At 33.7% G+C, this 21,947-nt stretch carries 21 protein-coding genes; 7 read left to right on the top strand and 14 right to left on the bottom strand.

Annotated features, from left to right (window positions below):
- The first annotated feature begins 2 nt into the window (after nt 1–2).
- From DU428_RS02430 to DU428_RS02420, 3 genes are all read left to right on the top strand, one after another.
- The gene (locus DU428_RS02430; RefSeq protein WP_072347996.1) at nt 3–551 is read left to right on the top strand and encodes a CopD family protein; all 549 of its coding nucleotides are present in this window, start codon (nt 3–5) and stop codon (nt 549–551) included.
- 158 nt (nt 552–709) lie between these two features.
- On the top strand, nt 710–2,161 hold the full coding sequence (locus DU428_RS02425; protein WP_072347998.1) for a sensor histidine kinase: 1,452 nt from the start codon (nt 710–712) through the stop codon (nt 2,159–2,161).
- Between the two features lie 47 nt (nt 2,162–2,208).
- A complete protein-coding gene (locus DU428_RS02420) occupies nt 2,209–2,991 on the top strand; it encodes an enoyl-CoA hydratase/isomerase family protein (protein ID WP_072348000.1) in 783 nt (260 codons plus the stop codon).
- 82 nt (nt 2,992–3,073) lie between these two features.
- Here the strand turns inward: DU428_RS02420 and DU428_RS02415 are convergent, their stop codons facing one another.
- From DU428_RS02415 to DU428_RS02395, 5 genes are all read right to left on the bottom strand, one after another.
- Entirely contained in the window at nt 3,074–5,224 is a 2,151-nt protein-coding gene (locus tag DU428_RS02415) for a S46 family peptidase (protein WP_072348880.1), read from the bottom strand.
- 79 nt (nt 5,225–5,303) lie between these two features.
- A complete protein-coding gene (locus DU428_RS02410) occupies nt 5,304–5,960 on the bottom strand; it encodes an HD domain-containing protein (protein WP_072348001.1) in 657 nt (218 codons plus the stop codon).
- 6 nt (nt 5,961–5,966) lie between these two features.
- Nucleotides 5,967–6,953, bottom strand: coding sequence for an acyl-ACP desaturase (locus DU428_RS02405; protein WP_072348003.1), 987 nt, complete (start codon nt 6,951–6,953; stop codon nt 5,967–5,969).
- A 6-nt stretch (nt 6,954–6,959) separates the two neighbouring features.
- Nucleotides 6,960–7,697, bottom strand: coding sequence for a lysophospholipid acyltransferase family protein (locus DU428_RS02400; RefSeq protein ID WP_072348005.1), 738 nt, complete (start codon nt 7,695–7,697; stop codon nt 6,960–6,962).
- Between the two features lie 90 nt (nt 7,698–7,787).
- Complete coding sequence (locus tag DU428_RS02395) at nt 7,788–8,198, bottom strand: BrxA/BrxB family bacilliredoxin (RefSeq protein ID WP_072348007.1); 411 nt, start codon at nt 8,196–8,198, stop codon at nt 7,788–7,790.
- Between the two features lie 277 nt (nt 8,199–8,475).
- Between DU428_RS02395 and DU428_RS02390 the strand changes: the two genes are divergently transcribed.
- On the top strand, nt 8,476–9,246 hold the full coding sequence (locus DU428_RS02390) for a TerB family tellurite resistance protein (protein WP_113965725.1): 771 nt from the start codon (nt 8,476–8,478) through the stop codon (nt 9,244–9,246).
- On the opposite strand, the gene DU428_RS02385 is transcribed toward DU428_RS02390, so the two are convergent.
- The 6 genes from DU428_RS02385 to DU428_RS02360 are packed head-to-tail and all read right to left on the bottom strand — an operon-like array spanning nt 9,243 to nt 14,617.
- Nucleotides 9,243–10,403: a metal ABC transporter permease gene (locus DU428_RS02385; RefSeq protein ID WP_113965724.1), complete on the bottom strand. Its 1,161-nt coding sequence runs from the start codon at nt 10,401–10,403 to the stop codon at nt 9,243–9,245. The two genes, DU428_RS02390 and DU428_RS02385, sit on opposite strands and share 4 nt — an antisense overlap.
- Nucleotides 10,396–11,523, bottom strand: a complete 1,128-nt coding sequence (locus tag DU428_RS02380; protein ID WP_113965723.1) for a metal ABC transporter permease — start codon at nt 11,521–11,523, stop codon at nt 10,396–10,398. Before DU428_RS02380 ends, DU428_RS02385 begins: the two co-directional genes overlap by 8 nt.
- Nucleotides 11,523–12,257 carry a metal ABC transporter ATP-binding protein gene (locus DU428_RS02375; RefSeq protein ID WP_113965722.1) on the bottom strand — a complete coding sequence of 245 codons (735 nt, stop codon included), beginning with the start codon at nt 12,255–12,257 and terminating at the stop codon, nt 11,523–11,525. Before DU428_RS02375 ends, DU428_RS02380 begins: the two co-directional genes overlap by 1 nt.
- Nucleotides 12,257–13,168: a metal ABC transporter solute-binding protein, Zn/Mn family gene (locus DU428_RS02370; protein ID WP_113965721.1), complete on the bottom strand. Its 912-nt coding sequence runs from the start codon at nt 13,166–13,168 to the stop codon at nt 12,257–12,259. Before DU428_RS02370 ends, DU428_RS02375 begins: the two co-directional genes overlap by 1 nt.
- Nucleotides 13,165–13,971, bottom strand: coding sequence for a transporter (locus tag DU428_RS02365; RefSeq protein WP_113965720.1), 807 nt, complete (start codon nt 13,969–13,971; stop codon nt 13,165–13,167). The genes DU428_RS02370 and DU428_RS02365 overlap by 4 nt, the downstream gene beginning before the upstream one ends.
- Nucleotides 13,958–14,617, bottom strand: a complete 660-nt coding sequence (locus tag DU428_RS02360) for a metal-dependent transcriptional regulator (RefSeq protein WP_113965719.1) — start codon at nt 14,615–14,617, stop codon at nt 13,958–13,960. Before DU428_RS02360 ends, DU428_RS02365 begins: the two co-directional genes overlap by 14 nt.
- A gap of 131 nt (nt 14,618–14,748) precedes the next feature.
- Between DU428_RS02360 and DU428_RS02355 the strand changes: the two genes are divergently transcribed.
- Nucleotides 14,749–15,174: a hypothetical protein gene (locus tag DU428_RS02355; RefSeq protein WP_072348021.1), complete on the top strand. Its 426-nt coding sequence runs from the start codon at nt 14,749–14,751 to the stop codon at nt 15,172–15,174.
- Nucleotides 15,175–15,357: 183 nt separating this feature from the next.
- Here DU428_RS02355 and feoB read toward each other — a convergent pair whose 3' ends face one another.
- From feoB to DU428_RS02335, 3 genes are all read right to left on the bottom strand, one after another.
- Entirely contained in the window at nt 15,358–17,457 is a 2,100-nt protein-coding gene (feoB, locus tag DU428_RS02345; protein ID WP_072348023.1) for a ferrous iron transport protein B, read from the bottom strand.
- On the bottom strand, nt 17,450–17,686 hold the full coding sequence (locus DU428_RS02340; RefSeq protein ID WP_113965717.1) for a FeoA family protein: 237 nt from the start codon (nt 17,684–17,686) through the stop codon (nt 17,450–17,452). Before DU428_RS02340 ends, feoB begins: the two co-directional genes overlap by 8 nt.
- A 74-nt stretch (nt 17,687–17,760) precedes the next feature.
- Entirely contained in the window at nt 17,761–18,432 is a 672-nt protein-coding gene (locus DU428_RS02335; RefSeq protein WP_113965716.1) for an SCO family protein, read from the bottom strand.
- A 108-nt stretch (nt 18,433–18,540) separates the two neighbouring features.
- On the opposite strand from DU428_RS02335, the gene DU428_RS02330 reads away from it, so the two are divergent.
- Nucleotides 18,541–20,481, top strand: coding sequence for a M1 family aminopeptidase (locus DU428_RS02330; RefSeq protein ID WP_113965715.1), 1,941 nt, complete (start codon nt 18,541–18,543; stop codon nt 20,479–20,481).
- A 73-nt stretch (nt 20,482–20,554) separates the two neighbouring features.
- Entirely contained in the window at nt 20,555–21,895 is a 1,341-nt protein-coding gene (gene rseP / locus DU428_RS02325) for an RIP metalloprotease RseP (RefSeq protein ID WP_072348031.1), read from the top strand.
- The last annotated feature ends 52 nt before the right edge of the window (nt 21,896–21,947 follow it).

Below are 21,947 nucleotides of genomic sequence, written 5' to 3'. Positions count from 1 at the left end.
AAATGGAGTATTATAACTACATAAAATCTCTGCACCTCATTTTTGTGATTACTTGGTTTGCAGGTTTGTTTTATATTCCAAGACTTTTTGTTTATCAAATAGAAGCCTCTCATAAACCTTCTCCAGATAAAGAGATTTTAGGAAAGCAACTAGGTTTAATGGCGAAACGTTTATGGACTATTATAACCTGGCCATCGGCAACTTTAGCTATAATTTTTGCTGTTTGGTTGCTTATTTTACAGCCTGTTTGGTTGCAACAAGCTTGGATGCATGTAAAATTGTTTTTTGTAGGCTTATTAATAATATATCATTTAAAAACCCATCAATTTTATAAAGAATTACAAAATGGAATAGTTACTAAAACGTCCAATTTTATGCGTATTTGGAATGAAGGAGCAACCTTTATTCTATTTGCTGTGGTTTTTCTTGTAATTTTAAAAAGTGCTTTTAATTGGATTTTTGGTGTTGTAGGTATCTTCGTTTTAGGAATACTTTTAACGCTAGGCTTTAAGCTTTATAAAAATATACGTAGTAAAAACCCAGACGCATAACCTTTATAATTATACTATAACTAAATTTCAAACTCTTTAAAAAGCTATAAGGAGTTTGAAATTTGTGTTTTTGAGAAATATCCAAATAGTATTTGGTGTGATTATTGCTATATTTATGGGCTTACAAATATTAATTCTTTTGTGAAACCTAGTTGTCTATGAAGCTAAAAAAACTCTCTTTACGTTTACGTATTTTCCTTGCCATGATTTTCCTGGTATTGGTAGCTTCTATTTTAATTACGATGGTTTCGGTGTTTCAATACAAGGAAGAGACAGAAGATTATCATAAACAACGATTAGAGCGTAAAGAAACAGCTGTTAAAAGACATATTAGTTTTGTAATTCAAGAAACGTCTTTTGAGGTTAAAACAGAGAAAATCCCTTTTATATTCAGAGAGGAGATATATAAAATTGCAACTACGCATGATTTACCGCTAATTATTTATGATTTAGATGGGCAGCTTTTAAAATCCTCCAAAGCAAGTTTAACACAAGATTCTATTCAATCCTGTTTAAATTCTCATGTTTTAAATGCTTTAGTAAATACTGTAGAGCATAGGTTTGTAGAAAAAAGAAAAGTGGGAGAGGAGACTTATCAATCATCTTATACCTACATCACCGATCAAAAGTCTAAGCCTATTGCTATTCTAAATTTACCATTATTAGAAAACGATGATTTTTTGGCAAAGGAACTTAATGAGTTTTTAGAACGAATTGCTTTAGCCTACTTATTTATGTTGCTAACGGCAATCATTTTGGCCTATATTCTTTCTAAATATATCACAAGATCCTTAAAGACAATTAGTGATAAAATTAACGAAACACGATTAGAAAGAAGAAACCAGAAGATTGAAATAGAATCTGCAACAGTCGAGATTGCTACGCTTGTAGAGTCTTACAATAGTATGATTGATGAGTTGGAAGAGAGTGCTGTTAAATTAGCTACTAGTGAACGTGAGCAGGCTTGGAGAGAGATGGCAAAGCAGGTGGCTCATGAGATTAAAAACCCTCTAACCCCTATGCGTTTAAGTGTGCAGAGTTTTCAGCGAAAGTTTGACCCTACCGATGAAAACATTCATCAAAAAGTAGATGAATACAGTAAAACCTTGATTCAGCAAATAGATATAATGAGTTCAATTGCTTCGGCATTCTCAAACTTTGCCAAGATGCCGGCACAGAAAAATGAAATGTTGAACGTGGTGGAAATTGTAAATCTGTCCTTAGATATTTTTAATGAAGATTATATTGATTTCTCTTCAAACAAAGAAGAGATAATTGCTAAGTTCGATAGAACTCAATTAATTCGCGTAGTCACTAATTTAATTAAAAATGGTATACAATCTATACCTAAGGATAGAACCCCAAAAATTATTGTTAGAGTTTTAGAAGATGGTGAAGATGTCAAAATAACCGTTTCAGATAATGGAATTGGGATAAGCGAAGAAAATCAACTAAAGATATTTGAGCCAAAATTTACAACTAAATCTAGCGGAATGGGCCTAGGTTTAGCAATGGTTAAAAATATTATGGAAACTTATAACGGAAGTATTACCTTTACAACAGAAATGGGATCAGGTACCATTTTTACTGTTACTTTTCCAAAAGAATAATAAATTAGTTATTTCTGTTTAAGCAGAAAAACATCAAATATATAATTATGTCATACAATAACATTTTATCAACTACCAACAGCGGTATTACTACGATTACCATTAATAGACCTAGTAAACTAAACGCATTAAATAAGGAAACTATTCAAGAATTGCACGAAGCTTTTAAGGCAGCAGATCAAGATGCTGCTACTAAAGTTATTATTGTAACAGGAAGCGGTGAAAAAGCATTTGTTGCAGGAGCAGATATAAGTGAATTTGCAAACTTTAGTGTAGAAAACGGAGGAAAGTTAGCCGCAAAAGGACAAGAGTTATTATTTGATTTTGTTGAAAATTTAAAAACTCCAGTAATTGCAGCAGTTAATGGTTTTGCGCTTGGAGGTGGATTAGAGTTAGCAATGGCTTGTCATTTTAGAGTTGCTAGTGATAATGCGAAAATGGGATTACCAGAAGTTTCGCTCGGAGTTATTCCAGGATATGGTGGTACTCAACGTTTACCACAATTAGTAGGAAAAGGTCGTGCTATGGAAATGGTAATGACTGCAGGAATGATTGATGCTGCTACAGCAAAAGACTACGGATTAGTAAATCACGTAACTACTTTAGAGGAGTTAATGCCTTTAGCTGAAAAACTTGCAGGTAAAATCATGCGTAATTCTTCAGTAGCTATAGGAAAAGCTATTAAAGCAATTAATGCTAACTATAAAGATGGTAAAAACGGTTATAAAGTAGAAATCAAGCAATTTGGAAAATGCTTTGGAACCGAAGATTTTAAAGAAGGAACTACTGCGTTTTTAGAAAAAAGAAAAGCAAATTTCCCAGGAAAGTAAAATACTATAGAACTATTATAAATGAAAAAACTCCAGTGCAACACTGGAGTTTTTTTTATTTGTAAACGTATTAGCTGTTAGCTTATTTTGTGATGATAGTTAACTCATCTACAATATGTTTTGCATCAGCATATTTGTCAATTAGCCAAAGTACATATCTAATATCTACGTTGATAGTACGTTGTAATTTTGAATCGAAAATTACATCTCCAGCCATAGCTTCAATGTTTCCATCGAATGCTAAACCAATTAACTCACCTTTTCCGTTGATAACAGGAGAACCAGAGTTTCCACCAGTAATATCATTATCTGTTAAGAAGTTGATAGATAATTCTCCTTTCTCATTAGCATAACGACCAAAGTCTTTAGTAGGGTCTACGTTTAACATCTTTTCAGACATGTCAAACTCATGATCGTTTGGCTTGTACTTTTTAAGCATTCCTTTAAAAGTAGTGTAATTGTTAATGCTAGCATCGTTTCTGCTATCTGCAGGTAAAGCTCTCACTTTCCCGTAAGATAAACGTAAAGTAGAGTTCGCATCTGGGTACTGAATTTTAGTTAATCCAGACTCACGTAAACCTTGAACTAATAATCTAAAAGAAGCTTGGAAATCGTTTTCAGCTTGTGCTAAACTTTCCGGCTGCTCTCTGTATTTGTCTAATAATTGCGTAGATAATTCTAATAAAGGATCGCTTTCTAAAATAGCCATATCAGGGTATTGTAAAAATGCTTCAACACCTTCTTTAGAAGTAAACATACTTAAGTTGAAAATAGCTTTTGTGTAGCTTGTGAAATCATTGTTGTTTTTCTTTCCGATTTCTTCAACAATTGCAGGTAAAGAGTAGTTAGCTTTAGAAGCTAATAACCCAAGTTGTTTAGCTAATACTTCTTCTTCTAATGGTAAGTGGAAGTCTTTGTAAGAGTTCTCTACCATAGACTGTAATCTTGGAAGTAAGTTTGCGCGTTCTGCTTCGTTAGCAGATGCATATTGTTTTAAAGCGCCACCAAGTCTGTATGGTAAAATAGCAAACTTGCTAGAACGTAACATTCCTAAAAGGTAGTTGCTTTGTTTCGCTTTTTCGTTTGTTAAGCTATAGTAGTTATTGATGTTCTCAATAACTTTTCCATATTTCTCTCTATTTGCTTTTTTCTTAGCCCATTTCGCAAATTTAGCTTCCGTTTTGCTCTTTTTTTCTACTGTTTTGTGCTCGGTTAAAGCTTCAATCATACCGCCTCTATTTTTCCAATAGTTAGCAATACTTGCATAAGAAGAAGCATACATTAAGTTGATAGATTCATCTTGCTCCATGTACTTCTTCATTACATCCATGCTTAATTTAGAACCTTCTACCCAAGCAGGATAAGCGTATTTTACGTTTTGTTCAACACCTTGAGCAGGCATCCAACGGTTTGTTCTTCCAGGGTAACCTAGAATCATAGCAAAATCATTTTCTTTTACACCGTCTATATTAACAGGTAGGTGGTATTTTGCTTTTAATGGAACGTTGTTAGTTGAGTAGTCTGCAGGGTTTCCTTCTGCATCAGCATATACTCTAAATAAAGAGAAATCTCCTGTGTGTCTTGGCCATTCCCAGTTATCTGTGTCTCCACCAAATTTCCCAATGCTTTCAGAAGGAGTTCCTACTAAACGAACATCTTTATAATCTTCGTAAACAAAGTAGTAATATTCATTTCCTTGGTAGAAAGAACGAACAGAAACAGTGTATTTTCCACCTTCGTTGTTTTCTTGTTCAATTTTAGCTATTTCTTTGTTTATGGCAGCTTCGCGTTCTTTTTCGCTCATTCCGTCATTTACTTGAGATAAAATACGCTTAGAAACGTCGTCCATTCTAACAAAGAATCGAACATATAAACTTTCTGGTTTTAGTTCTTCTTCTAAAGAACCTGCCCAATATCCATTTTTTAAATGATTTTGTTCTGCAGTAGATAATTCTGCAATAGCATCATATCCACAGTGGTGATTTGTAAGTACTAATCCGTTTTCTGAAATGATACTTGCAGTACAACCACCATTAAACTGTACGATAGCATCTTTTAAACTATGATTGTTAATGCTGTAGATTTCTTCAGCTGTAAGCTGTAAACCCATTTTTTGCATATCACGATGGTTTAATCGTTCAATATGCATTAAAAACCACATACCTTCATTTGCCGTTATTGTAGACGAAAATGCAAACAAAAAGGCAAAAAGTGCAAGTGTTAATTTTTTCATGTTATTTTGTTTTAGAATTAATTTATAAAAATACTGAAATATTTCAATGCTAATAAGCTGTATACTTGTTAAAGTTATGTTACTTTTTCCCATGCCACTCGGCGTAAAACTGCTCTAGGAAGCCTTCCATATATTGGTGTCTGTCTTCTGCAATTTGCTTTCCGGTTTTGGTATTCATTTTATTTTTTAAAAGTAATAGCTTTTCGTAAAAATGATTAATGGTAGGAGCTGTTGATTTTTTATATGCTTCTTTGCTCATATTTAGATTAGGAGCAATTTCAGGATTGTAGAGTTCTCGGTTTTTAAAGCCTCCATAATTGAAGCATCTAGCAATACCTATTGCGCCAATAGCATCTAGTCGGTCTGCATCTTGTACAACTTCTAGTTCTTTTGAAGTAAAATTAATTTCGCCTTCTAAAGATTTATTAAACGACATATTTGCTATAATATTCACAATATGCTCTATGGTTTCAGCATCAAGATCTTGTTCTTTTAGAAAGTTATGGGCAACTTTTGGCCCGATAGACTCATCTCCGTTGTGAAACTTGCTATCGGCAATATCATGCAGTAAAGCGGCTAATGAAACAATAAATACATCTACATCCTCTCCCTTGGAAATTAGTAAGGCGTTATTATACACACGCTCTATATGAAACCAATCGTGTCCGCCTTCGGCGTTTTTCAGGCTATCTTTTACAAACAGCTTTGTGGTTTCAATGATAGATTGTTTATTCATAAATATTTACAGTTTGGCTGGTTCCACCCAATTAAATTGTACTGAAGTTTCTGGAACTTTCATGCGTTCAGCTATACGAATCATTCTAGCAGGAAGCTTCATAATATAGTCTCTAGCTTTTTCTGCATCGTCTGTTAGATTAGATATTTTGTCAATTTCCCAACGTTTTATAAGCTTCTGTAAAATCTCTACATAATCGGCTGAGGTGTAAACGCCAATACGTTGTGCAGTATTTGAAAACTCTTCAAAAGCGCTTCCTATTTTATTACCAGATTCTCTTAAAAACAGAGCAGGCATGGTAATTTTTTGTTTCATCATGTGCTGGAATGCAAGCATCATTTCGCTTGGGTCTACTGTAAAAATTCTTTCAACAAACTCACAGTAAGCGTGATGGTGTCTCATTTCGTCACCCGAAATGATTTTACACATTTTAGAAAGTTGTTTATTTCCTTTTTGTCTAGCAATTTTAGCAACTCTATTGTGAGAAACATAAGTAGCTAACTCTTGAAAACTAGTGTATAAAAAGTTTTTGTAAGGATCTCTGTCTGTACCAATATCAAAACCATCAGCAATAAGGTGTTGCGTTGTTTTTTCAATAGCATTCATGTTTACGCGACCAGAAAGGTAAAGGTATTTGTTAAGTACATCCCCGTGTCTGTTCTCTTCAGCAGTCCAATGTCTAACCCATTTAGACCATCCGTTTCTACCTACTTGATCTATTCCTTCTACATCCATTAGCCAAGATTCGTATGTTGGTAATGCTTCTTCTGTAATCATGTCGCCTACTAAAACCACCCAGAAATCATAAGGTAATTCTTTAGCTAGTTCTCGTATTTCTGTTACTTCTTCAAAAAACTCTTCTCCTTCACTATTAGGTAAAAAATCTGAAGGTTGCCAAATGGTATCAATAGGAATTAAATATTTCTGAATTAAGGAATCTATGTCTTTTTCTAAGTAAGACATAACTTCTAATCTTATGTTTCTTGTTGACATTGCTTTTTAGTTTTTAATACTATTCTTAATAGTAGTTTCTATATGTTGTAATAGTTGTTCTTGTGTTTCAAAATCACTTTTTCTTACAGGTTTGTGTGCTGTAAAAGTTAAGTGATGACCTATTCCCATAGGGAATTTACCGTATTCCAAATTTTTCCAGGAATTGTTTATGGTAACAGGTACAATTACTGCACTTGGGATATTGTTTATTAGTGTTTCTAATCCTTTCGTGTGAAAAGGTTTGGGTTTTCCGTCGCGACTTCTCGTTCCTTCTGGGAAAATAACTGCAGCTCGTTTATTAGTTTCAATATAATCTGCAAATTTTCTAATTGCAATAAGTGCTTTTCTAGCATTCTTTCTATCTATAAGAACGGAGCCTCCAACACGTAAATTGTATGAAACACTAGGTATTCCTTTTCCTAATTCTTTTTTACTCACAAACTTTACATGATGCTTTCTAAAATACCATAATAGCGGTGGGATGTCAGACATACTTTGATGATTGGCAACAATAATAACTGGGTTTGAAGTGTCTAATGGGTAGTTATTATAAAACGAATGTCTAGATCCTAAAAGATTTATACAACGCATCAAGCAAAACTGTAATGCATCCACGCTTTTCTTGTGAACATTATAGCCGAAAACATTAAAACAAAACCATTGTATTGGGTGAAATATCAATAGCGATAATCCGAAGAATAAAAAATAAATACAGGTTAATGGGTAAGCTAAAAGTTTTCTCATTTTCTTTCTTAAATACGTTTTCTCAAAAATAGAAAAAACCACGATATTACCGTGGTTTTTAACTTGTGTTTATCTATTTAAATAAATATACTAGCAATGCTCATTATAAGCATCAATAAGATTTTCAGCAATCATTTCTGCTGGTCTTCCTTCAATATGATGACGCTCTAGCATGTGTACTAATTCACCGTCTTTAAATAAAGCCATACAAGGTGAACTTGGAGGGAAAGGAACCATATATTCACGTGCTTTATCTGTAGCTTCTTTATCTACACCTGCAAAAACGGTTACTGTATGGTCAGGTCTTTTTGCATTTTGTAAACTAGCTTTAGCTCCTGGTCTAGCATTAGCTGCTGCACAACCACAAACCGAGTTTACTACAACTAAAGTTGTTCCTTCTTTTGCAATAGCAGCATCTACATCTGCAACTGTATGTAATTCTTCAAAACCTACGTTAGTTAAGTCTTCACGCATTGGTTTTACTAATTCTGCTGGATACATATCTTGTAATTTTTATGTTTAATAATTAATTATGTACAAAGTTAAGCAAAAATTGTGCTAAAGTGATATTGGCGTTACCTTATAACACTTATGGTGTCATAAGGTCAGGCTATCCGTTATATCTTTTGCTGTGCAAAAGGATGCCACTACTATCCTTAACGCGGAAAATCCGTTTTGCAAACAACCTATTTTTTATAATTTTAGATTTGGTTTCTGTAACAAAAGGAAGAAAATTGTAACCTACAAATAGTATATTTGACGATTAAATAAAAAAAGTATGAGTTTCGGAAAATGGATTGGAGCTTCTTTAGGTTGGTCTTTTGGCGGACCAATAGGAGCGATTATAGGTTTGGCACTTGGTAGTATGGTAGATTCTTTTTCTTCTGGAAAAGAAGAATATACTAGTGGAAGAACGCAACAGGGTAGAAGACCTAATTATAGAACCCAACAACAACGTCGTGCTCAAACCACATCGGGAGACTTTGAAGTGAGTTTACTTATTCTTGCATCGGTAGTGATAAAAGCAGATGGTAAACAAGACCAACGTGAATTAGATTACGTGCGTCAGCAGTTTGTTAGCATGTACGGAAAAGAAAGAGCAAACAATGCTTTTAGACTTTTTAAAAATATAAGTAGCCAAAAAATTCCATTACGTCAAGTTTGTTTACAAATACAACAAATGATGGATCATGCTTCTCGTTTGCAATTAATGCATTTCCTTTTCGGAATTGCTAAAGCAGACGGTATGGTTACTGCAGATGAAGAAAAAACAATTTATACCATTGCAGGGTATTTAGGAATAAGCTCTCGTGATTACGAAAGCATCAAATCTATGTTTTATAATAGTAGTGATAACGCTTATAAAATTTTAGAAATTCCAAAATCAGCTACCGTAGAAGAGATTAAGAAAGCCTATAGAAATATGGCTAAAAAATACCATCCAGACAAGGTGCTTCATCTAGGGAAAGAACATCAAAAAGGTGCAGAGGAAAAGTTCCGTCAGGTTCAAGAAGCTTATGAGCAGTTGCAAAAAGAGCGAGGGTTTTAACCTCTGAATAAAAAGAAATCTTCTTTCATATCTTCTATCTGCGTATCTTCATTGGTTATAATATAATCGATAGCCTTAGAAGTAAAGGTGTTCCCCTTTTTGGTGAGTGAAACAATATCATTACTAATAGTAATCATATTATTTTTAAGGGCTAAATCTAAAACTGTTTTTGCTCTTACTTTTTGCCAGTTTATATGTTCTTGTAAGTGGTTTACGTGTCGTTCTCTTTTTTCTGTGTGATTTTTTAAATGCAGTAAAAAAGTAAGTAAAGACACTTCTGTTCGTTGCTGTTTTTCTCTATACATTACCGCGATAACCCCTTTACTCGGAGCAAATAAATACACGATTAAAAATAACAATCCTAACATGGTCGTTATAGACCCTGCGATAGAAGCATCTAGCCAATGTGCAAACCAATATCCGGAAATAGCGCTTAATGCCCCAAAACCAATTGCTAGCCCCAACATTTTCTTTAAATCTGTTGTAAGTAAATAAGCGGTTGCAGCAGGAGCAATCATAAGAGCAACTACTAAAATAGCTCCAACAGCATCAAAAGCACCAACGGTAGTTACAGATGAAACCGACATTAGTCCGTAATGAATTATCGCTGGTGAAAAGCCTAAAGAAGCAGCAAGTCCTTTATCAAAAGTGCTAACTTTTAGTTCTTTGAAAAAGGCTAGAAGTAGGGTGATAGTAACAAGTAAAATACTTCCAATAATCCATAAGGATTTAGGCCCAACGTCCACACCAGAAATTTCTAATCTATCAAAAGGAGCAAAGGCTAATTCCCCTAGTAAAACCGCATCCACATCTAAATGTATATCGTTTGCATTTTTAGCAATCATAATAACTCCGATACTAAACATTGCTGGAAACACTAACCCTATAGCAGTATCTTCTTTTACTAATCCTGTTTTTTGAATATACTCTACCAGAACCACGGTTATAATTCCGGTAAGAGCAGCAAGAACTATTAGTAGTGGCGAGTTGAGGTCTTGTGTGATAAAAAAACCAATTACAATTCCTGGTAAAATAGAATGACTAATAGCATCACTAATCATAGCCATTTTTCTAAGTACTAAAAAAGTACCAGGAATAGCACAAGCTATAGCCACCAAGCTAGCAATAAGTTGTATTTCTATTTGCGCACTATTCATTGCTTGTAGATTGTTGGTTGTATAAATTTTCGGCAGTATTAAAGCCTTCTTCTGTTAAACTCCACATGTTACCGTCTAAGGTGACATAATTTTTCTTTACTAATTTTTGAAGAGTTCCTCTTGTGTATCCTTGGAAGTTATTCAAGATTTTAATGGTATGCGGATGTGATATGTCTTCATGAGTTTCTGCAATATGATACATAAAAGCTAGTGTTTTATGAAGTTCTAAATCACGTCTGTTTTTTATAAATCGGATTTGTTTAAAAAGCAATCCGCGACTTGGTGAAAAAACAAAAGAAAACACCACAACAGTTGCAGCTACTAAAACGATTATTGGTCCGGTAGAAAGATTGTTTTGGCTTGCGCTTATGGCGGTTCCTAGTACTCCTGAAAATGCTCCAAATATAGCAGCCAGAAAAACCATTATACCTAAACTGTTTGTCCATTGTCTAGCGGCAGCAGCCGGCGCTAAAAGCATGGCGCTCATAAGTACAACGCCAACAGTTTGTAAGCCTAAAACAATTGCTAACACAATAAATGTGGTAATTAGAACATCTATAAATTTGGTGTTGAAGCCTAAGGTTTTGGTGTAGTCTGCATCAAATAATAGAATTTTAAATTCTTTCCAGAAAAGAAGTAAAACAAATAAACAAACTACTGTTACTCCAGCCATAAGCCAAACATCACTTTCTACTAAAGTTGCTGCCTGGCCAAATAAATATTTATCTAATCCAGCTTGATTGGCGTTTGGTTGCTTTTGAATGAAAGTTAGTAATAACATACCAAATCCAAAAAACAAGGATAAGATTAGGCCAAGGGCTGTGTCGCTTTTTAAATGTGTTTTTGTAATGATTCCACGGATCCAAAATGTTCCTATGAGTCCGCTGACTAAAGCGCCAAGAAGCAAAATATTACTGTCTTTTGCTCCGGTAATTAAAAAAGCAATGGCTATTCCTGGTAGGGCAGCATGAGAAATAGCATCACCAAGTAAACTTTGTTTTCTTAGTACAGCAAAACTACCAAGCATTCCTGTAACAGCACCAAGAATCGCTGTTCCTAGTGTGATGGTTCGCAGGGTATAATCGCTAAAGACTAATGAAAAATATTCTTGAATATCCATTATTTCTGAATGCTTACCTTATAATTAATTCCGTAGGTTTTTGTTAGGTTATTATCGTTAAAGATGTCTTTTACAGGTCCTGTGGCAATCTTCTTTACATTTAAAAAGGTTACCCAATCAAAATATTCAGGAACGGTTTGTAAATCGTGATGTACAACTATAACGGTTTTACCTGCTTTTCGTAATTCTTTTAAAATATTAATAATAGCAATTTCTGTTGTTGCATCTACACCTTGAAATGGTTCGTCCATAAAGTAGATAGAAGCGTTTTGTGCCAAAGCTCTTGCTAAGAATATTCGCTGTTGTTGCCCGCCTGAAAGTTGACTAATTTGTCGGTTTTTGAAAGCAAGCATCCCAACTTTTTCTAATGCCTCTAATGCTGCTTTTTTCTCTTTTTGTTTCGGACGTTTGATCCATCCTAAACTTCCGTAAGTTCCCATCATGACAACATCTAAGGCTGTGGTTGGAAAATCCCAATCTACACTTCCTTTTTGGGGAACATAAGCAACTAGTTTACGTTGTTTGTCATAAGGATTTCCGTAGATTGTAACACTTCCTGCAATAGGTTTTAATATTCCTAAAATAGCTTTTATAAGTGTAGATTTCCCTGCGCCGTTTGGCCCAACAATAGCCATAAGAACACCTTCAGGGATTTCTAAATCGATATCCCAAAGCACTGGTTTGTAGTTGTAAGCTACGGTTAAATCGTCAACTTTTACGGCTATATTATCCATTATTTAAGTGCGTTAATTATTGTGTTTACATTGTGTTGAAACATACCAATATAAGTACCCTCAACTGTTCCTGCGTCTCCAAGCGCATCAGAATATAGTGTTCCGCCAATGGCTACATTATGGCCTTTAGAGTTGACTGCTGCTTGTAATGCTTCAATCGTACGTTTTGGTACAGAGCTTTCAATAAACATTGCTTTTACGTTTCTTTCAATTATAAAAGTAGCTAACTTTTGAACATCTTGAACCCCTGCTTCTGTTGCTGTTGATAGGCCTTGAAGGCCTACAACTTCAAATCCGTAGTTTTTTCCAAAGTAATTAAAAGCATCATGTGCTGTTACTAAAATACGTTTCTCCTTTGGAAGTGTATCAATAATTGTTTCTATATTTTTCTGAAGGCTACCTAATTTTGCTAGATATAGCTTTTCGTTTTCTTTATAATTTGCAGTGTTTTTAGGGTCTTTTTCAGCTAAAACTTTAGAAACTTTTGTAGCAAATTGTTTGAAATATTCAATGTTAAACCAAACGTGTGGATCGTAATTGGAAGCAAAATATTCTGAGCCAATCAAGGTGTTTTTGTCAATTCCTTCTGCTAATGCAATAGGTGTTTTGCTGCTGTTTCCCATTTTTTCAAAAACCTCTATCAGCTTTCCTTCTAAATGTAAACCGTTGTAAAAAATGATATCGGCATTTACTAGTTTAGTTACATCTCCTTCGCTGGCTTTATATAGGTGAGGATCTACACCGCTTCCCATTAATCCTTCAACATTTACTAAATCGCCACCAATATTGTTTACCAAATCTGTAATCATGGTGGTGGTGGTAACTACGTTTAGTTTTCCGTTATCTTTTTCTACTGTTTTACAGCTAAATAATAGACTTATAATCCCGATTATAATTATGTTATTTTTCATGTTTTATTTGTTTTACTGGGTATTCTGAAACTAGCTCCAATACTTAATAAAATATCTTGTCCTTTGGTTATACTAGTACCAACAGAACAATCTAATTGAAAATTATTGGATATTAGGTATGTTATGCCTGTGTTCCAAAAATGGTTTGCCTTATTTTTTTCAGGAAAATCACCAAATAGTTCTATGTATGTGTCAATTTTGTCTGTAATACTTTGGCTATAGGCTATTGAATAAATATAAGAGGCTTTGGCAGAATCGTCTTGCCAAGAGGCTCCAAGGTTATAAGCAAAGCTTGATTTCTCGCTAATAGTATGTGAAAACGAAAATATTAAATCTACACCGGTTGTCTTTGGTTTATAGTCTTCACTTGCGGTAAATGGAAGGTATAAATGACCTAAGACCCCAATTTCTGGGAGGAGTCCATTTTCTTTTGCTATTCCTGTTTTAAAACCCAACAGTAGGGGCGATAAACCACTAGAAATTTCAATTTGATGCTTATTTTCTATTTTTTCTTCAGATACATCCCAACCTAAACGTAATTCCAGATTGTCAAGCAATCCGTAGCGGACTAAAGTTGTGTTGTAGGTGTGTTTTTTAAACTTTATGTTGTGTTGTTCATTGGACTCGTAAAATGCACCTGTTTCAATTTGAATAAATCCTTTTTGTATTGGAGTTGCTGACTCTGTAGCATCTGGCCTATCGGTTATAAGAGGCTCAACTTTAGTTTCTTGAGCAAAAGATGGAGTTGATAATGAGCTTACAAATACACCTATTGATAATATCCTTAATTTATTGAATTTCATTAACGTATATGATTTTTGTAAAATCTTCATTTAATAATATCGTGTTGCTATTAATGTTTATTTGTGTCATCTTGTTTTTAGAAAACTGTTTGCTAACAAATATTTTGTTGCCATATTTCAATCCGTTTTGTGCACAAAAGTCGAAGAATTCTTTATCGTCACTCATTAATCTAGAAATGATATAACTTTTACCTTCTTTTGTTTTCGATAATGTGGTAGAGTTGTCTTTTGTTGTTATTTCTCCATCTGCATTAGGGATAGGATCTCCGTGTGGATCAAACTTTGGGTTTCCTAAATACTCGCTAATTTTATCTGCTAAAAAATCGGAGGTTTCATGCTCTAAAAATTCTGCTTCCCGATGGATTTCGTGAAGGGACATCTCTAGGGTTTTATAAAGAAAAGCCTCCCAAAGTCTATGTTTTCTAATTACTTTTAGAGCTAATTTTTCCCCTTCTTCAGTTAATTCTAAAGCTTTGTACTTTTCGTAATTAATTAGATTTTTGTTTGCTAAGCTTTTTGCCATATCTGTGGCAGCAGCATTAGAGATACCGAGCTTTTTAGCAATGTTTCCGGGTTTGGTATCATTGTCGTCGTGTTTCCCATTTTTGTAAATAGCTTTTACGAAGTTTTCAATTGCTACAGACATATCTAATTGCTTTAATTAAAATTTAAGTATGCTTAAATATTATTCAAATGTAGCTAAAATAATGATTTTTTCAAAAGGTTTTTTAAATTGGCTTGATTTATGTTAGATAGAAGTAACTAAACTTATTTTATATGAAGCCTATTTTATTTTTTGTTGCCATTATTTTTTCTAGTTTTTCCTTCGCTCAGGATACTACTTCGGTAAAAAGGGTAGAAGCTCCTATAATTGTTTCTAAATTATACTTAGGAGAAGCGATGCTCTTTGAAGATCTAGAAGTTAGGTTTGTAGAGGTTGTGGAAGATTCTCGTTGCCCTAAAAATGTGAATTGTATTTGGGCTGGGGAGGTGACTATTTTGGTGGAAGTCTATAGGGATTCTAAAAAAATAGCAGAAAGAAAACTAACTATAAGTCCGACAAACTCTATGGAAAACTTATTAGGAAATATATTTGCTTCAGAAGAAATAAGTATTTCAGGAATTAATATTATGCCTTATCCAGTTGCAGGACAAAAGCCAGCGAAGGAAGATTATTACCTTCAGCTTGAGTATAGAAATTAGTATTTTGATTTAGCTTTAGTGGCAATTATCGCAATCGTGAATTTTTATGCCATTTTTAGGCTTTCTTTTTTTCCAAAAGAATTTTTTTACTAAAAATCCGATAGCGAAAAAAAGAGCTGCAAATGCTAATATGTCTTGTAAAAGGCTATTCATAATACTATAGTCGTAATTTTTAGTAAAACCTTAAATTAATACTTGATAAGCAATTAAGGCAACTACATAAGCAAAAGCACTCATTAAAACTAGTTGTAAAATTGGCCATTTCCAACTATTGGTTTCTTTTTTAACGATGGCTAGTGTACTCATACATTGCATTGCAAATGCATAAAATAATAACAAGGAAATTCCTGAGGCAAAATTAAAAAGAGGTCCGCCAAGAATAGGATTTATTTCACCTGCCATTCTGTTTTTAATGGTTTCTTCTTCATCGCTTCCAACGCTATAAATAGTAGCTAAGGTACCTACAAAAACTTCTCTAGCGGCAAAGGAACTTACAATGGCAATTCCGATTTTCCAATCGTAACCTAGGGGTCTAATAACAGGTTCAATAGCATGTCCTGCAATACCAATAAAAGAATGTTCTAGTTTATGTGATTCTATTTTTTTGTGTAATTCGCTTTCGCTTAAATTTTCTGCAGCATATTGTTCGGTTACGATAGCTTCCGCATTATTAAAGGAATCTCCAGGTCCGTACGAAGCTAAAAACCATAAGATAATAGAAATAGCTAATATGATTTTACCGGCTCCAAATACAAACGATTTTGTTTTTTCAATAACAGTTAAAAAAACGTTTTTAATTAAGGGTAGTTTGTAGTTAGGCATTTCTACTACAAAAAAGCTTTTGCTTTTAAGTCTTAGTACTTTGTTTAAAATCATAGCAGAAACTAAAGCAGCTCCAAAACCTATTAAATAAAGTAGCATTAAGGTTAATGCTTGGTATCCTAGGCCTAGAAAACGACCTTCTGGTATAACTAAGGAAATAATGATTAAATATACCGGAAGTCTCGCAGAGCAAGTTGTAAATGGTGTTACTAAAATGGTGATTAATCGTTCTTTCCAATTTTCGATATTTCTTGTAGCCATAATTGCTGGAATAGCACAGGCAGTACCAGAAATTAATGGAACCACACTTTTTCCGCTTAATCCAAATCGTCTCATTCCGCGATCCATTAAGAAAACCACGCGACTCATATAACCGCTTTCTTCTAAAACAGCAATGAATAAAAATAGAAATGCGATTTGCGGAATAAATATTACAATACCACCAAGTCCCGGAATAATTCCTTCGGAAAGTAAATTGGTAAAGGTTCCTGGAGGAAGGTTGTCTTTTGTCCATTCGCTTAAGGAGGCAAAAGTGCTATCTATAAAATCCATTGGTACAGAAGACCAATCGTAAATAGCTTGAAAAATAGTTAGTAAAACGAAAAAGAAAATTACATAACCCCAAACCTTATGCGTTAAGATTTTGTCTAGTTTAGAGCGTAAATCTTTAGCTTGAGAAGCATCAATGGTTTGTCCTTTTTTAAGGGTGTTATTGATGAATTGGTATCGTTTTATGGTTTCTTTTTGTTGTAATCTTTTAAGATCACTTTTTGATTTTGTTTTGAAACTTGCAATGGCTTCAACCTCTTTCCGGTCTGTTTTTCCGAAGTTTACATCTTGGGTTATAACTAGCCAAAGTTTGTATAAAAGCTGATTTGGAAAGGCTTGGCGTAAACTATCAAAATATTTTGGGTCAATTTCCGAAGCATTTAAACAAGGTTCTACAGATAGTTCTTTGTAGTTTGTTATTAGCTCTTTAAGTTCGTCAATCCCTTCTTTTTTACGAGTGCTTATAAGAGCAATTTTAGTTTTAAGTTCCTTTTCTAAATAATCTATATCTAAAGAAATTCCTTTGTAGCGCATTCTGTCAGCCATATTAATAGCAAGAATACAAGGGATTTCTAAATCTTTAATTTGAGTGAAGAGAAGTAAGTTTCGCTTTAAATTTTCAACATCACTTACTACTACGGCAACATCCGGGAAATCTTTATCGTTTTTGTTTAAAAGTAGCTCAATAACTACATTTTCATCTAAAGAAGAAGCGTTTAAGCTATAAGTTCCTGGTAAATCTATAATATGTGCTTTTACTCCGCGTGGAAGTTTGCAAACCCCTTCTTTCTTTTCTACAGTAATTCCTGGATAGTTACCAACCTTTTGATTTAAACCTGTAAGTGCGTTGAATACAGAGGTTTTTCCGGTATTTGGGTTTCCAATAAGTGCAACGTTTATTTGTTTACTCATGGATTATCTTTTCAATGATTATATGAATTGCAGTTTCTTTTCTAATAGCCAAATGTGTTCCATTAATATTTAGGTACATGGGGTCTTCAAAAGGTGCTACTTGTATAAGCTCTACCATGTTTCCAGGAAGACAACCCATTTCTAGTAATTTTAGCGGAATATGGATAGAAGAAACATCTGTAATGATGCCTTGTTCCCCGCGTTTTAGATGTGCTACTGTTGTCTGCAATGCTTATTTAGATTGATTTTAAAGAAGCAAAAGTAATATAAATGACTTAGCAAAAAAAATTGTAGCTAAATAAACTACTTATATTCTTTCTTTAATTTTTCAATCTCTTCTAATAATCGCTGGATGTCTTCGGTTTTAGTACCGTCATAAAAGCCTCTAATTTGACGTTTTTTGTCTACTAGCATAAAGTTTTCTGTATGAATCATATCGTATTCATCACCGTTACCATCTGTTTTAACAGCAAGGTAGCTTTTTCTAGCAAGCTCGTAAATTTGTTTTTTATCTCCTGTAACTAGATTCCATTTAGCATCGTTTACACCTTTTTCTATAGCGTATTTTTTTAACTGCGCTACACTATCAATCTCCGGAGTAACCGTGTGCGAAAGAAGCATGATATCCCCATCGTTCATGGTTTTTTGTTGTACGATGTGCATATTGTCTGTCATTAACGGACAAATAGTTTGACATGTAGTAAAAAAGAAATCTGCTACATATATCTTGTCCTTATAATCTTCTTGGGTAATGGTTTTTCCGTTCTGATTGATAAGGCTGAAGTCAGCAATTTTATGATATTTTTTTCTGTGTTGGATGGTGCTATCCACCAATTCATAGTTAACCAAAGCTGGTTGGTAAATGGGAAGTGGCTTTTCTACCTTTAAAATATTATAAAAAGTAGTAAGAATGATTACCGATAAAATGCTAAAAACAATAGCGAAGTATTTGTAGTCTTTAAAAAACTCAAGCATGACTTATAAATTTTTGTACAAAATTACAATATATTTCACGGAGCGTCTGTGATATTGGTTACTTTAAAAGTTAAATATTGTAACTTTATTAATTCAAACTTATATAAAATGAAATATTACATTTTACTTTTCTTTCTATTTCCTCTAAGCTTAACTTTTGCTCAAACTTATGAAGATGATTTAAATACTATTGCTGAAGCAGAAATGAAATCGGCTTCCAATAGAATATATAATCAAAGGGTTAATTTTAATACAGGGAATTACGATGTTACTTATCATAAATTAGAATTTACTGTAGATCCTAGTGTGTCTAGTATTTCTGGAGTAGTAACTACACATTTTGTGGCTAAAGAAAATATGAATGAAGTAACCTTTGATTTAACTAACAATATGGTAGTTTCTCAAGTTTTACAAAACGGAAACTCATTGACCTTTTCTCAGAATAGTGATGACGAACTAGTAATCACTCTTTTTCAAACATTAAATCAAGGGGAAACAGGAATTGTAGAAATCACCTATTCTGGAAACCCACTTAGTTCTGGTTTTGGTTCTTTTGCGCAAACAACTCATAATGGCGCACCAATTATTTGGACGCTATCTGAGCCATACGGAGCAAAAGGTTGGTGGCCTTGTAAGCAAGACCTAAATGATAAAATAGACAGTCTTGATGTTTATATTACTACACCAGTTTTTAATGGTGCTAATGAGGAATATATAGCAGTGAGTAATGGGGTGGAGCAAAGTCAAGTAATAAACGGAAATTTTAAAACCACACATTATAAACATGAATTTCCTATTCCTGCCTATTTAGTTGCTATTGCTGCAACAAATTACGAGGTGTATTCGCATACAGTAGATAATAACGGGAACCCTTTTGAAATTGTAAATTATGTTTATCCAGAGAATTTGGCTACAGCTCAAGAAAGTACAGCCATCACTGTAGATATTATGGAATTGTTTTCAACTAAGTTTGAAGAATATCCTTATGCTTCAGAAAAATATGGTCACGCACAGTTTGGTTGGGGTGGTGGAATGGAACATACAACAGTTTCGTTTATGGGAAGCTTCGGAAGAAATTTAATAGCTCACGAACTAGCACACCAATGGTTTGGCAATAAAATAACCTGTGGAAGCTGGAAAGATATTTGGTTAAACGAAGGATTTGCTAATTATTTATCAGGTTTAGTAGTGGAAGATTTTGATGGAGAAGAGAGTTTTAAAAATTGGAGGCAATCTAGTGTCAATCTTATTACTTCGCAGCCAGATGGAGCCGTTTATTTAACCGATGCAGATACTACTAATGTAAACAGAATTTTTAGCAGTAGGTTGAGTTATAATAAAGGTTCTATGGTTTTGCATATGCTTAGAAAAAAACTGGGTGATACAGACTTCTATCAAGGAATGCAAGATTATTTAAGTGATTCAGAATTAGCTTTTGATTATGCTAAAACCCCAGATTATATTGCTAAAATGGAAGCTGCTAGCGGACAAAATTTAACAGAGTTTTTTGACGATTGGATTTACAATGAAGGTTATCCTAGTTATAATATACAATGGGCTTGGTTGGATACAAATCAAATTCAATTGCAGGTCAATCAAACACAAAGCCATCCTTCGGTAGCTTATTTTGAAGCGCCAATTCCCATAAGAATTAATGGTGTTCAAGGAGAGGTTTTAGATATTGTATTAGATAATACTTTTGAAGGCGAGACATTTTTGCAAACTGTAAATTTTGAAATTAGCGAAATATTGTTCGATCCTGAGGTCCATTTAATTTCTAAAAATAATAATGTCACATTAAGTACTAGCAATCTTATTTTAAGTGACAGCATCTTTTTGTATCCCAATCCATCAAAAAACTATTTTAAAATTGAAAAACCAGACGCTTTAAAAATTTATGATTTAAGCATCTATGATGTCTTGGGAAAGATAGTTTTAGAAGCCCCTTATCAAGAGCAAGTAGATGTTCAAACTTTGTCTTCCGGGGTTCATTTTGTGAAATTTTCTACAAATCAAGGCGTTTTATTTAAAAGATTGTTAAAGGATTAAGCTATGGTTTTTCCGCGTTTTTTTTAGAAACTATAAAAGCTTACTTTTGCACGTTATAAAATAAAATCGATACATGACTGTATTTATCATAAAAGCGGCTCAGTTATTCTTGAGCCTTTCTATATTAGTTGTTTTGCATGAATTAGGACATTTTATCCCAGCAAAACTATTTAAAACCAAAGTAGAAAAGTTCTACTTATTCTTTGATGTGAAATTTTCTTTATTCAAGAAAAAAATTGGCGAAACCGTTTATGGTATTGGTTGGTTACCACTTGGAGGTTATGTGAAAATAGCCGGAATGATTGATGAGAGCATGGATAAAGAGCAAATGGCGAAGCCACCACAACCTTGGGAGTTTCGCTCTAAACCATCATGGCAACGATTAATAATCATGTTAGGAGGAGTTTTTATGAACTTCGTTTTAGCATTCTTTTTATATATGATTATTCTGTTTACTTGGGGAACAAATTATGTAGCTAAAGACGATGTGAAATATGGTTACGGTGTAAGTAAAACTTTAGAGAACTACGGATTTCAACAAGGAGATAAAATTATTTCTATAGATGGTCAGCCTGCGGAAGAACTTACCGAAGGAATCGTAAAATATCTAATGTTTAGAGATATTGATAATATTAAGGTAGAACATGAGAATGGTTCTATTGAAGAAATAAAAATTCCGGAAGATATAGGAAAACAATTATTTGAAGCAGGAGATTTACCAGGAATCGAGCCTCGTTCTCCTTTTCAAATTGAAGTAGTAACCGAAGGTTTACCAGCTGCTATTGCAGGTTTACAAGCTAATGATAAGATTATTGGAGTAAACGGTAACCCAGTAGCTTATTCTACGGATTTTACATACCATTTAAAGAATAGTGTGAGTGAAGATATTCTATTAGAGATAGATCGTAATGGTGAGAAGAAAGAATTTACCATAACTCCTACCGAAGACAGAAAAATAGGTATCGAATATTCTAAAACAGATCCGGAGTTTATTAAGTACACGAATAGAGAATACACTTTAGCAGAAAGTATTTCAGGAGGGTTTAGTAAAGGTTACTGGGAGATAAAAGATTATTTAGCGCAGTTTCAATATATCTTTACTAAAAAAGGAGCATCTCAGATAGGAGGTTTTGCTGCTATCGGACAAATGTTCCCTTCAGAGTGGAACTGGCAAGCGTTTTGGTATTTAACCGCATTCCTATCTATTATGCTTGGAGTTTTAAATTTATTACCAATTCCTGCTCTAGATGGAGGTCATGTAATGTTTTTATTATACGAAATGATATCTGGCAGAAAGCCTGGCGACAAGTTTATGGAATACGCGCAATTAGTTGGTTTTGTAATACTTATTGGTCTTGTATTGTATGCTAATGGTAACGATGCATTCAAGGCAATACAGGAGTGGTTAAATTAATTTGAATTTTTTTTTAAAATATATTTGTAATAACTAAAAATTGATATATATT

The organism is Oceanihabitans sediminis (assembly GCF_003337215.1).
Lineage (GTDB): Bacteria > Bacteroidota > Bacteroidia > Flavobacteriales > Flavobacteriaceae > Oceanihabitans > Oceanihabitans sediminis.
Note: the sequence above shows the minus strand (reverse complement) of the source record. Positions and strands in the feature narration are given on the sequence as shown.